Annotated in this window: 14 protein-coding genes, 1 tRNA gene and 1 pseudogene; 4 read left to right on the plus strand and 12 right to left on the minus strand. The window is 41.4% G+C overall.

Translation table 11 applies throughout. The annotated features are described in order from the left end of the window. Positions 1-189 precede the first annotated feature (189 nt). The 9 genes from MHI41_RS15985 to MHI41_RS16025 all read right to left on the minus strand — a co-directional run bounded on the left by MHI41_RS15985 (position 190) and on the right by MHI41_RS16025 (position 8,823). A complete protein-coding gene (locus MHI41_RS15985; RefSeq protein WP_073412768.1) occupies positions 190-960 on the minus strand; it encodes a dipeptide/oligopeptide/nickel ABC transporter ATP-binding protein in 771 nt (256 codons plus the stop codon). Then, entirely contained in the window at positions 954-1,772 is an 819-nt protein-coding gene (locus MHI41_RS15990) for an ABC transporter ATP-binding protein (protein ID WP_272511146.1), read from the minus strand. The genes MHI41_RS15985 and MHI41_RS15990 overlap by 7 nt, the downstream gene beginning before the upstream one ends. Then, positions 1,735-2,622, minus strand: a complete 888-nt coding sequence (gene opp1C, locus MHI41_RS15995; protein ID WP_073412772.1) for a nickel/cobalt ABC transporter permease — start codon at positions 2,620-2,622, stop codon at positions 1,735-1,737. Before opp1C ends, MHI41_RS15990 begins: the two co-directional genes overlap by 38 nt. A 5-nt stretch (positions 2,623-2,627) precedes the next feature. Continuing rightward, on the minus strand, positions 2,628-3,557 hold the full coding sequence (opp1B, locus tag MHI41_RS16000; RefSeq protein ID WP_017368098.1) for a nickel/cobalt ABC transporter permease: 930 nt from the start codon (positions 3,555-3,557) through the stop codon (positions 2,628-2,630). A gap of 15 nt (positions 3,558-3,572) precedes the next feature. Next, complete coding sequence (gene nikA / locus MHI41_RS16005) at positions 3,573-5,216, minus strand: nickel ABC transporter substrate-binding protein (protein WP_342494302.1); 1,644 nt, start codon at positions 5,214-5,216, stop codon at positions 3,573-3,575. A 289-nt stretch (positions 5,217-5,505) separates the two neighbouring features. Continuing rightward, the gene (locus MHI41_RS16010; RefSeq protein WP_317328060.1) at positions 5,506-6,675 is read right to left on the minus strand and encodes a macrolide family glycosyltransferase; all 1,170 of its coding nucleotides are present in this window, start codon (positions 6,673-6,675) and stop codon (positions 5,506-5,508) included. A gap of 167 nt (positions 6,676-6,842) precedes the next feature. Further along, entirely contained in the window at positions 6,843-7,733 is an 891-nt protein-coding gene (locus MHI41_RS16015) for an ABC transporter substrate-binding protein (protein WP_073413322.1), read from the minus strand. A gap of 249 nt (positions 7,734-7,982) precedes the next feature. Beyond that, the gene (locus tag MHI41_RS16020; protein ID WP_073412777.1) at positions 7,983-8,447 is read right to left on the minus strand and encodes a DinB family protein; all 465 of its coding nucleotides are present in this window, start codon (positions 8,445-8,447) and stop codon (positions 7,983-7,985) included. Between the two features lie 300 nt (positions 8,448-8,747). After that, positions 8,748-8,823: transfer RNA gene (locus MHI41_RS16025), tRNA-Arg, on the minus strand. Positions 8,824-9,076: 253 nt separating this feature from the next. Here MHI41_RS16025 and clpP point away from each other — a divergent pair. Continuing rightward, the gene (clpP, locus tag MHI41_RS16030; protein WP_007500118.1) at positions 9,077-9,673 is read left to right on the plus strand and encodes an ATP-dependent Clp endopeptidase proteolytic subunit ClpP; all 597 of its coding nucleotides are present in this window, start codon (positions 9,077-9,079) and stop codon (positions 9,671-9,673) included. 55 nt (positions 9,674-9,728) lie between these two features. On the opposite strand, the gene MHI41_RS16035 is transcribed toward clpP, so the two are convergent. Continuing rightward, positions 9,729-10,307 carry a TIGR00730 family Rossman fold protein gene (locus MHI41_RS16035; RefSeq protein ID WP_060781447.1) on the minus strand — a complete coding sequence of 193 codons (579 nt, stop codon included), beginning with the start codon at positions 10,305-10,307 and terminating at the stop codon, positions 9,729-9,731. 136 nt (positions 10,308-10,443) lie between these two features. On the opposite strand from MHI41_RS16035, the gene MHI41_RS16040 reads away from it, so the two are divergent. Then, complete coding sequence (locus MHI41_RS16040) at positions 10,444-10,785, plus strand: MazG-like family protein (protein ID WP_017368102.1); 342 nt, start codon at positions 10,444-10,446, stop codon at positions 10,783-10,785. A 29-nt stretch (positions 10,786-10,814) separates the two neighbouring features. Here the strand turns inward: MHI41_RS16040 and MHI41_RS16045 are convergent, their stop codons facing one another. Then, positions 10,815-12,437, minus strand: a complete 1,623-nt coding sequence (locus MHI41_RS16045) for a SulP family inorganic anion transporter (RefSeq protein ID WP_060781448.1) — start codon at positions 12,435-12,437, stop codon at positions 10,815-10,817. A gap of 37 nt (positions 12,438-12,474) precedes the next feature. After that, the gene (locus MHI41_RS16050; protein ID WP_025208023.1) at positions 12,475-13,056 is read right to left on the minus strand and encodes a carbonic anhydrase; all 582 of its coding nucleotides are present in this window, start codon (positions 13,054-13,056) and stop codon (positions 12,475-12,477) included. Between the two features lie 563 nt (positions 13,057-13,619). Between MHI41_RS16050 and MHI41_RS16055 the strand changes: the two genes are divergently transcribed. Further along, a complete protein-coding gene (locus MHI41_RS16055) occupies positions 13,620-14,597 on the plus strand; it encodes a D-glycerate dehydrogenase (RefSeq protein ID WP_035390199.1) in 978 nt (325 codons plus the stop codon). A 342-nt stretch (positions 14,598-14,939) separates the two neighbouring features. Continuing rightward, positions 14,940-15,266, plus strand: a pseudogene (locus tag MHI41_RS16060) (ribonuclease); the annotation flags it as partial. Between the last annotated feature and the right edge of the window lie 62 nt (positions 15,267-15,328).

Consider the following 15,328-nt stretch of genomic DNA (forward strand, 5'->3'; position numbering starts at 1 on the left):
TTCAATCTTTGATTCCCAAGCTGTACCATCCTATTCCGAAGCTAAAAAATGAAAACGCAGCAAACATAGCAACACATATCGTTTGCTCACTGCCTTCGTTCTTTCATTTTGCTTACAGGTCATAGGATTAGTACTTCATTGCATTGGGTCACCCTTCCGTCATTTGTTACGTATACGATAAAAGATTGGTTATTTTTTGTCAAGCTGAAAAGGCATGAGTGAGTCTATTAGCTTGAGCGTAAATGGATGAGTCGCTTCAAACAGCTGGTCACTTTTACATTCTTCCACAAGTTTTCCCTCATGTAAAAAAAGAAGTCGATCACATAAATAAACGGCTGCCTCTAGATCATGGGTAATCATGAGAATGGTCATATCTAACTCTTGCTTTAATGTCTCAAGAAGCTCCAATATTTGAACTTGGACAGAAACGTCAAGTGAGCTAAGGACTTCATCTAAGATGAGAATGGCTGGATTCGTCGATATGGCTCTTGCTATGCATACACGCTGGAGCTGACCGCCGCTTAGCTGATGAGCATATTGATTTAGCAAAGACGATGGAAGTCTTACTTGCTTGAGCAGGGACAACACTTTTTGGTTCACATTCATGTTTCGCTTTATTATTTGCATGGGTTCTGCTATGATCTCTTTCACTGTAAAGGAAGGATGGACAGAAGATAGATAATCCTGAAAAACAACACTCATTTCCCCCCGGTTCATCTTACGCCATGTATGAGCTGGCCATCCATCTATCTTTATCTCTCCGCCGTCTAATGTTTCTAAACCAAGCAGCGTACGTGCTATTGTACTTTTACCACTACCGCTCTCACCGACTAACCCGACACATTCACCTTCTCCAACCTGAAATGAAACCTGAGCTATGCGTGCTATGGATTCCTCTTTATGAAAAAAGCGCCCTTTATCTTCTCCATGTTTAAGTAGTTGATTTGCTGTGATCAGCATGGGAATGCCCTCACTCTCTTCTGCTGCCTCAGTGCTTCAAGGGGTGCCGATAAGCGAAGCCTCGTTTCTAGTAAATGCCTCGTTTGAGGATGCTCAGGTGATGTAAATATCTCTTTTGCATGACGATGCTCAAGCATCTTCCCTTGGTGCATCACCAACAATTCATCAGCGATTGCCTGAACGACGCCTAAATCATGCGAAATGATGATCAAGGCAGCTCCTGTTTCTTCTTTCAGCCTCTGTAATTGTGTGATGACTTCGCGCCGGTTATATGCATCTAATGATGCTGTAGGCTCATCGGCAATGATCACGTCAGGAGAAAGCATGATCGTAATGGCAATCACGACACGTTGAAGCATTCCTCCCGACAGCTCATGAGGATATTTTTTCATTAACATATGCGGATTGTTTAAATGGACACGTTCTAGCCCAGTGATCGCATGTGCTGTCCCTTCTTTTCCACGTAAACCCAAATGCCGCTGGAACGTTTCAAGTATTTGATGACCAATTGTTTCAATTGGATTGAACGCATTCATAGCATCTTGTGGAATGTAGCCAATTCGCTTTCCTCTCCACTGCTGTGAAGTCTGACTTGTCAATTTTTCACCGTCAAACAAAATGCTCCCAATCATCTCTAGCGAAGGAGGGATAAGGCCAATTAATGCTTTTGCAACGGTTGATTTTCCGCTTCCACTTTCTCCAATAACGCCTAAACAACGTTGTCTATGTAATGTAAACGTGATATTTGCCACTAAATCCTTTTGTTGAATCGGATCATGTACGGACAGATTTTTTATCTCGATGAAAGGCAAACCGTCTCCCCCCTTTTTTGTTGGTAAGGTGCATGGCAGGGTTCATGACCTGCTGAAGACTGTCTCCTAAAAAATTCAGTGCCATGACCACAAATAAGATCGCAAGTCCAGGCGGGAGCATGTGAGCCGGGTGCGTCACCATGACATTCTTCGCCTCGTTGAGCATCATGCCCCATTCCGGTGTAGGTGCACTCACACCTAATCCAAGAAAAGACAGAGCAGAAATATTTAAAATGACCCAGCCTGCGTCAAGTGTAGCAAAGACAGCAATCTCTCCTGAGATGCGAGGAAATAGATGTTTTCGAAGGATATAAAAAGGTGAACCCCCAGATACTTTCGCAAACTGAACAGATGGTTCATTCGTATATTGCAGGACTGACGAACGAATCATCCTTGTATACCAAGCCCATTTTGCAAGGACATTGGCCAAAATAATATTGAAAAGCCCAGGTCCCATAATGCCCACAACGGCCAAAATCATCACCTCTGCTGGAAATGACAGCATGACATCACATATTCTCATTAGAGCTCCATCAACTTTCCCTCTAAAAAAACCAGCCATGAGTCCAAGTATCGTGCCAATGAGCATCGTGATACACATTGTCAGCACGGCAGCAAGCATCGTTGTCCGAATACCATATAAGAGCCGCGACAATACGCATCTCCCCAGCTGATCCGTTCCGAGCGGATATGTTAGACTCACACCGGCATATTTTTGAAGAATATTCGTGTCAGTTGGATCATGTGGCGCTAGCACTGGTGCAAACAGCCCAGCTAATGTGACAAGTGCCAAAAACCAAATAGACAGAATGGCTATGCGATCTTTTCTTAATCGATTCCATCCGGGCAAAGTTCTCAGACCTCCTTTCGCAACTGCGGATTCATGATCATTTGTATGACGTCCGCGATAAGGTTGCACACAACGAATAGAATTCCCATCACAAACAAATAGGCTTGAATCATAGGGAAATCGGCGTGAAAAATAGCTGTTACACACAAACGGCCAACCCCTGGCCAAGCAAAGAGATTTTCAATAATGACGGTTCCTGCAATGAGCTTTGGTATTGACATACCGAGTGCTGTTACCGCTAGTTGAAGGGCATGTCTCATCACCTTCAATTGAATGGTTCGTTCCTTTAAACCACGAGCTCTTGCATAAAAAACAAAGGGCTCGTGCTGAAACTTTAGGATTTGATTTCGAATGAGTCTCACATAGGTCGATAAGTAGCCAAACGATAGAGTCATCGCTGGCAAAAGAAGCGATTTAAACCCTTCCATTCCACTCGTGTTGACCCAGTTAAATTTGACTGAAAAAAGCCAGATAAATAAAATGCCCAACCAAAAACTAGGCATGGAAGCTGCAATAAACACAAATGCTCTCACGATTCGATCCAACCATGTATGTGCCGCATATGCACACACCATTCCGAATAACAAACTCAGCACAATAATAAACAAAAGGGACATCCCTGCAAGCTGTAAAGTCGCAGGAAGTGCCTCCATCATCAGGTCAAGTACAGGCTCATGTGTGACATAACTACTGCCAAAATCACCTGTTAATCCGTCTTTAAGCCATGTGACATAGCGTATGAAAAAAGGTTGATCTAAGCCTAGCTCTTGACGCATAGATTCAACCATCTCTTCCGTTGGGGTTACTTGGTTCACACGTAAAGCGACCTCAGCTGGATCACTCGCACGCATCGCAAGTAGCACAAACGCAAAAAACGTAATGAATACAATGAGCGGCAAAAGAAGCAATAATCGTTTTATGATATAGCGTGTCATGTCTCAGCCTCCGATTTATGACGAAAAATACATTCGATCAAAGGGAATTTCATACTGAGATACATAAAAATCTACACCTTTGAGGCGCTTATTATAAACGGCCTTTGTCACAGAATAGGAAATAGGGATATACACATTTTCATCATGAATATACGTCAAAATATCTCGGTACATTTGTGCCCTCTTTTGCTCATCCGGCTCCACCAATACTTTCGTAATGGTCTCATCCAGCCACTTTTTCTTTTTCAATCCTAACTGAGCTTGATAATCAGCATGGGATGCAACACGGAATGAAGAGACGTATGTTTGAGGGTCATAAGGAAGTCCCCAAGATAGAGAGTACATAAGATCAAACTTTCCTGTTTTTTGACGATCTAAAAATGCCTGTTTTTCTTCACCTCTAATATCCAGCTTGATTCCAACCTGCTTGAAGTCCTGCTGAATCGATTCACTAATCGTTCTTTCACCTGCATTATCCGAATTATAATAAATGGTCACGCTGAGCGGCTTGTCTTTTTGATAGCGATAGCCGTCTTCTTTTAGCTTCCAGCCTGCCTCATCTAATAATGCCACTGCTTTCTTTTTTTGATAGGTTTTCTTTTTAAGCGGAATATCTGCGTAAGGGACTGATGGGGCGAGCAGTGTATGTGCCACCTGTTCAGTTCCATTTAAAATCCCTTCTGTAATCATCTCTTTTTGAATGGCATATTGAAATGCTTCTCTTACTTTTGGATCTTGTGTTATTGGTTGATTGGAGTTGATCACAATAGATCTTGATCCAACAGGAGGACTCACGGTTACCCCATATTGACCAGCTTCTTTTAAAGCCTGAAATGAATCTCCGTCGATCATGTCACCATCAGCTCCAAATAAGAGGTCGATCTCCCCTTTTTGCAGAGCGAGTAAAATCGTTTGGTGATCCGGCATGACCTTCCATTTCACTGTTGAAATCTTTGGCTTCTTTCCCCAATAGTGATGATTCACTTCAAAAATGGCATATTGATTTTTCTTATGTTCCTTTAACACATAAGGACCTGTACCTGCATAACCTTTGACGCCTTTTGATGTGGTGCCATCAATAAAGCTTTTGGGAGAAATAAAACGGAATGGACGTGTTAAACCAAGTTCTTCTAATGTTGGATAATAGGGCTCCTTCAATGTGAGAACAAATGTATGTTCATCTACAGCCTTTGTGGATTTAATTTCTGACACGAGATTGAGCCAAGCATTTTTTTCAATATTTTTGACAACTGCATCAATATTCATTTTGACAGCCTTCGCATTAAATGGCTCACCATCTGAAAAAGTCACGTTTTCTCGAAGATGAAATGTGTAGGTTTTTCCATCTTTAGAAATATCCCAGCTTTGGGCCAGGGCAGGTTGAATGCCTTTTTCCGTATTCACAACAAGCGATTCAAACACCATATTTTGAGCGGCCATCTCCCCGCCATATAGATGGGGATTAATGTCTCTTATATCTTTTGTACTTGCATACACCAGTTCATCATCTTCTCTTCCACTTAAACTGGAAGAGGTCTTATTTTCAGAACAAGATGCCAATAGAAAACAAGCCATGACTGAAAACAGCATCAAGGTATATGTCACAAAGGACTGCTTTTTCTCGTCCTTTTTCTTTATGTAAACAGGTTGATGATTCATATGTACTTCCCCCAAATGTTCATTTTATCGTAATCATTACGATTATTAATCGAAATGATTACGAATTGAATATTAGCATACAGATCTGGGAAATACAATGTCTTTTTTCACCGAAAAAACAGACTCATGATTGAGTCTGTCAGGTTGTTGACAAAGAGCTAAAATGATCTTTATTTTAGCTCTTTGTCTTCTTTTCAGCGTGAAAGAAAACCTTTGCAGTCTAGGAAGGGCGAGCACCAGCGCACAGACCTGCGGGCGAATTCGAGGGTTTGTCTACACGCTGAGAGACTCATGATTGAGTCTGTTTCGCTTGCATAAACTGATCAATGACACGTAATGCTTTTTCTGTTCCACCTGCTGTTTGGAAACTTTCTTCAATCTTTTCAATTCCAGCACGGTACGTGTCACTTCCCAGTACACTTTCTACAGTATCTCTCAACTGCTTTGCTGTCAGCTGGTCTTTATCGAGTGCACGAGCAGCAGAGAGATCCGTCAGTCTTTTTGCCACCATCGGCTGATCTTTGTCAACCGGAATGACAACCATCGGAACATGATAATGAATACCTTCATTGACACTGTTCATCCCGCCGTGAGTCACAAACACATCTGTCAGTTCAAGGACTTCAAGCTGCGGCACATAAGGCTCGATGAGAAAATGAGATGGCGCTTCTTTTAGGAGAGACATGTCGATTTTTTCACCAGTTGCGAGAATCACTTTTCCATCAAAGTCGGCAAAGGCATCAATACACATATTAAAGAATGCTTCAGTATCTCCAAGAACCGTTCCCATTGAAATAAAGACGACCTTCTCTCGCTCAAGCGTTTCTAACGGGAAATCGTGCTGGTCAGCACGTTTTAGAAAGCTCGGTCCAATGAAAACAAACGAATCATCCAATGCATCAACAGACGGCTGAAAATATTCACTTGTATACACCATATTCAGCTCTCCACGGTTTTTCATGAATTGCATCAAATGCTTTGGCTGAACGCCAAAACGTTCATGTATTTCTTCTAACAGATGAGCCGCCTTCTCATCTTTTCTGTATAGAGGTGTATCAAAATGTGCCTCTTGCAGCACAAAAGAAGGATTCGAACCGATGCCTGGAATCTGTAAGTAATCCCGCACAAGCTCACCTGCTCCAAACATATCAAAATAGACCAAATCAAATGAATGCTGTTGAGAAAGAGTTTCCACCACTTCTAAAATGTCTAATGACGTTTGTAGCATGGCATGGAAAAATGGCTGCATGGACTCTAAATCGCTTTCTTCGACACTTAATGTGCGAATATAATCTGGATGTATATGTATGTGAGCGCCTAAGCGTTTGATCCGCTTTTGATAATGTTCAGTTGTGACCACATGCACTTCATCACCTCGATCAACAAATGCTCTTATCATTCCTAACATTGGGTTCACATGTCCTTCAGCTGGGAACGTAATCATTAAAACCTTCGCCACAAGAATCCTCTCCTTATTGTCAATTCCCTTCCATGTTAATCTTATACAGTGATCGGGCTCAACAAATACGCCTGAAAAGGGCAGAAATGAGTCTTATGGCTAGTATTTTAAGAGGATAGCAGAAAAAAAGACAAAGCCTCCTGTTTAAGTGCTTTGTCTTCTTTTTATTAATTTTTAAGTAGCATTTGTTTAAACGTAGCAGACTGTTTTTCAATTGAGATTGGATCAGCATAGATAAATTCATTGATTGAATAGGATAAAACATGTCCTTGTTTCACTGCTTTATTCTTCTTCCATACACCGCTGCCTGTGATATCTAGATTAGGTGCTTTTCCATCCTTTGTTGGTACAAGTAAATAGTCACCTGTATACTCATTCATCTCTTCTAATGAAATACCGAGATACCCTTCTTTCGGAAGAGCCTTATCCGCTTTTTCAGGCAGGCTAAATCCATACCCTTGATAGATGACCTCCCCACCGCGGCCAAAGTCTGTACCAAATAAGTACACCTGCTTAGGCTGCACATCCATAATGGAGAACGTCTTGTCTTCACCAATTTTTGCTTTGACCTCTTTGCCGTCTTTTTTCAGCTGCTCGTCCATTTCTTGTATTTGTTTTTTGGCTAACGATTCTTTTCCAAGAATCTTTCCGATTTCAATATGCATCTCTTTAAAGCTATGTTCACTTGTTGTGAAAGTGATTGTTTTTGCGATCTTTTTATATTTTTCAACTTGATCATTTTGTGAATAAGCAATGATGAGATCAGGCTTCAGTTTGGCGATTGCCTCCACATTTTCTATCGGCACCCTCTTCACACCTGTTTCATCTAAAAAGGATGATTTAGGATAAACATCTGTCATGCCAACAGGTGTCACACCTAACTTTTTAAAATTTCCAAGCTGTGCTGTTAACACAACAATTCGTTTCGGCTTGTCAGGAATGGTGATCTTTTCACCCGTTTCAGTTGTATATGTACGAGTATTTGATTCTTGTTCTTTATTGTCTTTCTGCCCGCAAGCCACCAACAATACTGCCAGCAGACTCATAAGCCAAATCATTTTTTTCACTTACGAAACCACCTTTAATTGAGAATGATTATTAATTATAACATAAACAGTGTGGCTTAGATGTAAAGTTTTAGAAGTGAGCGCCACACAAAAAAACCCTCTTCTGATGGAGAGGGTTCGAGAAACCTTTTTCTATCGTGAACCAGGTCAAATGCACACGCGGAGAATGTATAATCCCCCGACACGATAGGTGTTATTACAGGGTCTTATTAAAGTAAAACACCCTTTAGTTGAAGAACATCATTCAAACATTAAAATTTTGGGGTCTTGATTGTAACAGTGAACAAGCATAGCATGTAATTGTCCCCTATGATGATAAACATGTGCTAATATCTCTAACAACCATTCATACCTTGTATATGTCACACCCCAATAGGAAGTGGTACGAGACAGTAGTTCTGTGTCCGATAATTTCATATAATTATTTTTTAATGAATGAAAATTAGTCATTAAGCCTTTTTCTATCGACTTTACAGTTTTATATGATACATTAGCATAAAACTTTTCCATCTCTTCTTGGGTCGCCTCATTCGCAATACGCCAGTCAGCTTCACAAATAATCGCAATGTGTTCCAGCAACTCTCCGATAGACTGCTTATGAGGTGTTGGTCTTTTTCGTAAATCAGCTTCTTCTAATTGACTGACTATTTTTATTAATGTTTTAACAGCTACTTCAATTTGATGTAAAACACTTTCACAATTCATTAGTGCCTCCTTATTAATGAATTCTGCCCTTTTCGTTGAACAAGCTTTGAGAATATTGATGCACTGACTTTATACTCCAATAATAGATTAAGTTTACTTGATTGCTATCATAAAGAAAATTTGTCTTTTTAACAATTTTAATCTGTGCTTTTCGATACAAAATGAACTCTCTAATAAATAGTGAAGTTCCTCTCAATTTACTCACACAATACCACTCATAAAAAACAAAAAAACCCTTTATTTCAAAGGGTTTTCAGCTTTTTCACAAATTATAAATCCAATCCTATCGGATACTATAGACGCGCTCGGAGGGATTCGAACCCCCGGCAGACGTGGTACCGGAAACCACCGCTCTATCCAACTGAGCTACGAGCGCACGATATGTTTTTTAAACGTCAGCATATCAAATTATAAGGGAAATGCTGCAAGAAAGCAATGATTAATCGCCAGCCCTGTCGATGTATTTTCTTCATTCCCATACATATAATCATATGATGGTTTGAAGTGAAAGGATTTTGGGGAAAATGGATAGGGGTATTTGATTTTAGGTCAGCATTTTGTTTGACCTTTATTGACCAAAAATGTATCATTGAATTACATACTTACCTAAAAGGTGAAGGAGGAACATTATGAATTTAATACCTACAGTCATTGAGCAAACAAATCGTGGGGAAAGAGCTTACGACATTTATTCTCGTCTTTTAAAAGACCGTATTATCATGCTTGGTTCTGCGATCGATGACAATGTTGCCAACTCCATCGTATCACAGCTTCTCTTCTTAGAAGCCGAGGATCCTGAAAAAGATATCTCTATCTACATTAACAGCCCTGGCGGTTCGATCACAGCTGGTATGGCCATTTATGATACGATGCAATTTATTAAACCAAAGGTATCAACTATTTGTATTGGTATGGCTGCATCTATGGGTGCGTTCCTGCTTGCTGCTGGTGAAAAAGGTAAGCGTTATGCCCTTCCAAATAGTGAAGTGATGATTCACCAACCACTAGGTGGTGCGCAAGGTCAAGCAACAGAAATTGAAATTGCGGCAAAACGAATCCTTTCTTTACGCGATAAACTGAACCAAGTACTTGCTGAACGTACTGGTCAGCCAATTGAAGTCATTGAGCGCGATACAGATCGTGACAACTTCAAAACAGCGGAAGAAGCACTTCAATACGGACTCATTGACAAAGTCTTGACCCGTAATACAGAAGAACAAAAATAATCACAAAACAAACCGTCTGCTCTTTGAACAGACGGTTTTTTGTTATGCATCTATTTTAAGACAGCTCCGTCCATTTCTGCTGAAGAGACGGTGTTTGATAGGAAGCCATCTGTGAAATCAATTCTTCCGGTTCTCCAGAGGCATGTAGCAATTGAAGGTGTGATTCATTCGAAAAACCTTCCTTTACACTAAACTTCACCATGTCTATGAGCGGATTGAAATAGTCATTCACTTGATACAATCCGATTGGCTTTTGATGGATGCCAATTTGCGCCCAACATAGCACCTCAAATAATTCTTCATATGTACCAAAACCACCTGGCATGGCAATAAACCCATCGGCCAGCTCGCTCATTTTCGCTTTTCGTTCATGCATCCCTTTGACTTCAATGAGTTCAGTGAGCTCTTGATGCACAACTTCTCCTCTAAAAAGCCCTTTTGGCATGACTCCGATCACTTGCCCGCCGTTTTTCAATACCTCATCCGCTATAGCTCCCATTAAGCCAATTCGTGAGCCACCGTATACAAGGCGGATTCCTTGCTCTGCCATATAAGCCCCTAGCTCGACAGCTTTTTGTTTGTAGATGTCATTCACACCTGGATTCGAACCAGCAAACACACAAATCGTTTTCATCAAAACAGCTCCATCTCTCTCTATGATTTCTTCACCCACTCATTCTACTATAATTCATTGTAAAGAAACAGCCGCTCCATCTATATATAGTGTAAAATCAGAAGATGAACACCATATAAGGAGCTGTATAAAGAGAATGCAAACAACTGAAATGGAAAAATGGATCAAAGATTTCTACAAAATGAGAAATTGGACAGAATACGGGCCGTTTATCAGGTTAGGTTTCCTGATGGAAGAAACAGGTGAACTCGCTCGCGCAGTCAGGGCGGTCGAAATTGGACGCGATCGACCTGATGAGAAAACACAGGAGGACGCCGCGTTAAGGAAGGACCTTATTGAAGAAATGGGAGATGTCTTAGGAAATCTACTTGTTCTAGCTGATCTCTATGATGTAACAGTAGAAGAGGTCTTCTCTTCCCATCAACAGAAACTCACACAACGGTTTTCTAGTGAAAAAGAGCAGGTAAAAAGCACGTGACTGACATGTCACGTGCTTTTTTTAGCCTTTTATAGCTGCTGTGGTGAAATATCGTCCGTTCGTTCAAAGAAATGCTGCTTTCCAATGTGATGGAAAAGTCCGGTACGATGCAAAAGCTCTTTTGGCTGTGATTGAAGCCCTACAATCATCAATTTTCCATTGTGATGCTTTAAACGATTGGAAATGTTCATCAGAACCGCTTCTGCTGAGGTGTCCATATAATTCACTTTGTTCATAAGCAAAATGAGTGTTTTCGGCTTTGTCTGAACATGATCCAAAATCGAATTTTCCAATGAATCGGTTGTACCGAAAAAGAGTGGCCCTTCAATCGAATACATACTAACCCCTTTCTGATCGGTCTCCCTTTCTAAGGCAGCCGCCGTTTCGATTTGAGGAACAGCGACATTTGTGTGGATATTCGTTGTCTGGCTCATTTTTTTGATAAAGGCGATAAACGCTAAAATGAGACCTGCAGTCACCCCTATAATCAAATCACCGATGACCGTTAGCAGGAAGGTCACGACAAGCACAAGGGAATCCGCATTTTTGACTTTGACAATATTGATAAACTCTTTTTTCTCACTCATATTCCACGCCACAAACATCAAAATCGGTGCCATGGCAGCAAGTGGAATCATCGATGCATATGGTGCAAATAACATTAAGATGAGCAAGACAACAACACCATGCACGACTCCTGAAATGGGGCTTGCTCCACCATTTTTAATGTTTGTTGCCGTACGAGCAATCGCTCCCGTCGCTGGGATCCCTCCGAAAATCGGTGCCGCCATATTGGCAATTCCTTGCCCGACAAGCTCCTTGTTGCTGTCATGCTTTGAGCCTTTCATATTATCAGCAACCATAGCTGACAAGATGGACTCCACGCCGCCTAAAAGGGCAATGACAATAGCCGGCGGCAGCAGATAAATCATTTTTTCAATCGTCAATTCAGGAAAAGAGAAAGTTGGCAGCTGACGAGGGATTTCGCCATATGCAGAGCCGATGGTTTCAACTTGTCCTTGAAAAAAGAGAACAGCTATAAATGTTGAAACAAGTAGACCTAATAGAGCACCAGGTATTTTGGGAATGTATTTTTGTGCCGCCAAAATCACGATGAGCCCAACAATCGCTGTGAGAATGGCGAAACTGTTTGCGGTACCAAGATGGACCACGATTTCTCTCATATTGAGGAAAAAGCTTTCATGCTTTTCAACACCCTTTAATCCGAGGAAGTTGGCAATCTGTCCTGAAAAAATAATGACAGCAATGCCGGCAGTAAAGCCGATGATAACCGGACGAGGAATAAATTTCATGAGCTTTCCTAGTTTGAATATTCCGAATAATACAAGCATACAGCCTGCCATAAAACCAGCAATGAGTAAGTTTTCAATACCGTACTGACTGACGATCCCGAATAAAATTGGAACAAATGCCCCGGTCGGTCCGCCGATCTGATACTTTGAACCACCAAACAATGAAATCAAAATGCCGGCAACGATGACTGTGTATAATCCGTATTCTGGTCCGACACCAGATGCAATGGCAAAAGCCATGCCTAAAGGAATTGCCACAACGCCCACGACAAGCCCAGCGATTAAATCGCGTCTAAACTTTGATGAATCATAACCTTCAAATCTTCCATAAAAACGCATGGTATGTGTTGGCCTCCTTCAAGTATGTGTAGATGATTTAGGTATACTGTGGGTCGATCTGTTTATCTTTTATAACGACATCCAACTTTCCTGTTGCCGGATGAATCACTAGTCCATGAACAGCTACATCACTTGGCATGAGCGGGTGCTCTTTGACTAATTTCACACTTTGGGATACGCTCTCTTCCACTGAATCAAAGCCTGTCAGCCAGCCCTTTAAATCGACACCTGCGCTTTTCACAATGCTCAAACACTTTTCCTCAATTCCCCGTGCTTTTGCCTTTTCAAGTAAAGGGTCTGCCGCAAGGCCTGCCATTCCGCATTCATGATGGCCGACAATGCATACTTCCTCTGCTTTCAGCTCATAAATGGCTAGTAAAATACTCCGCATAACACTGCCAAATGGATGTGTGACGATGGCTCCTGCATTTTTAATGATCTTCGCATCACCATTACGAAGCCCCATGGATTGCGGTAATAATTCCAACAGGCGTGTATCCATACAAGTTAATATAACCAATTTCTTCTCAGGAAATTTTCCCGCCTTGAAAGGCTCATACTGTCTCTCTTTCACAAAATCTGCATTGTGCTGAAGAATCTGTTCTAATGTTGATCCCATCCTGTCATCTCCTATCTTTTTTAAGTGATTGTAACGCCTTACCTGGCCTCCTTTTCCCTTGTGTGTTCTCAAGCATAGAGAAGAAAAATGATAGAAAAAAAAGAAAAAAATGAGAAAACGATGAGAGAATATGTAAGCATTTTCTCTATTTTGCTCTTTGTTCCGCTTCAGCACAGGGGATATGCGGCTTTTGCTTACAAACGATAGCTCTCATTTCACCAAAAGACGATGAAAAGGTTTAGTAGAAAATGACCATCCCGTTTAATACACTGCAAATATAATAAATTTTCTATCAAAAAGTCTCGATCTATTTTCCAGTTTGTCAGATTATCTCTCGAAACATCTAGCATTTTTCTATGACTCATCTACTAATCACTCGTTTTTCTACATCGTAAAAAGACATCAGATGGCCATGTCATTTACTCTTTCACTATAAAAATCTCTCCTTTTCCGTTATTTCAGTATATTAAATATTGAGCAGCTCATATTCAAACGTGTACTGCCAAAATGGTTGCTTTATAATAAAAAGAGAAAGATGACCATGTGAAAGGAGCGAGTTGATGATGAAACCACATATTTTTGTCGCCAAACCCTTACCTGCCTCTTTTGAAGACATGCTAAAGGAACATTGTACATACGAGGTATGGCAGTCAAAGGACCCGATCCCAAGAGATCTGTTATTTGAGAAGCTGCAGAAGGCTGATGGCCTTTTAACATCTGGTACGAAAATTGATCAAGATTTATTAGATCACGCACCCCAACTCAAGGTGGTGAGCAATAATTCAGTCGGCTATGACAATTTTGATCTAGAAGCCATGAGACAAAGAGGCGTGATTGGTACGCACACGCCTTATACACTCGATCATACCGTTGCTGATCTTGCCTTTTCGCTCATTCTCTCTTCTGCGAGGAGAATTGCCGAGCTTGATCGTTTTATCCGCAAGGGAAAATGGACAAAATTTGTTCAAGAGGAAGATATATTCGGCATTGATGTCCATCATCAAACGCTTGGGATCATTGGGATGGGACGAATCGGTGAGCAAGTAGCCAAACGAGCCGCTCATGGTTTTGATATGAACGTCCTCTATCACAACCGGAGCCGAAACGAGAAAGCCGAATCGGCATACGGCGCTGTATATTGTGCACTAGATGACTTGCTGAAGCAAGCTGATATCATTGTGTTAATCACACCGCTGACGGATGAGACGTACCATATGATAGGAGAGCGGGAATTGAAATTAATGAAGCCGACAGCCTTATTCGTGAACATCTCCCGTGGAAAAACCGTCGATGAGAAAAGCCTCATTCAAGCACTGCAGGAAGGGTGGATTAAAGGAGCTGGTCTGGATGTGTACGAGCAAGAACCGCTTCAGGAAGATCATCCTTTCAAAGAGATGGACAATGTCACACTTGCCCCGCATATCGGTTCCGCTACTGAAACGACAAGAGACCTTATGCTGAAACGAGCCATTCATAATGTGATTCATGGAATTGACGGCAAAGCCCCTGTTGATATTGTGAAGGAGCTTGCCTCATCTTAATTGAAAAAAGGCGCAGGGAACTGCGTCTTTTTGTTTACGTCATCTAGAGACAGTAGGTCAAAAAGCCTCATTTTCACCAATCTCCTGATTCTTTACATTCTCTTTATATGCCGGTGCTATAATATGAGGTAGACAAGCATCAAGAGGACGGCATCCCATTTCCTTTTGAGGAGGATCAAGATGAAAAAAATAAGTTCGATTTTTACTCTGTTCGCTCTGATTGCTGCCATTCTGTTTTCTGGATTTATCCCGCAGCAAGCCCATGCAGAAACACCACTTACACCAACAGCCACAAATGAAACTGCTTCCGTACAGCTTGCACCAGACCTTCGTACCCTTGCCGTCATTAATACCTTTGATGGTGTAGCAGATTACTTAATCCGTTATAAACGACTACCTGATAATTACATCACCAAACCACAAGCGAGCGCCCTCGGATGGGTTGCATCAAAAGGAAATTTAGCTGAAGTCGCGCCGGGCAAAAGCATCGGTGGAGACGTATTCTCTAATCGGGAGGGACGCCTTCCATCAGCTAGTGGCCGTACATGGCGTGAAGCCGACATCAACTACGTCTCCGGTTTCCGTAATGCTGACCGCCTAGTATACTCAAGTGACTGGCTCATTTATAAAACAACCGATCACTATGCGACATTTACGCGGATTCGTTAATTAATGAAAAAGACAGCCCTTTGATGAGCTGTCTTTTTTATAATGTTTGCTTGCGAGCTGCA

The organism is Bacillus sp. FSL M7-0307 (genome assembly GCF_038627835.1).
Taxonomy (GTDB): domain Bacteria; phylum Bacillota; class Bacilli; order Bacillales; family Bacillaceae; genus Bacillus; species Bacillus altitudinis.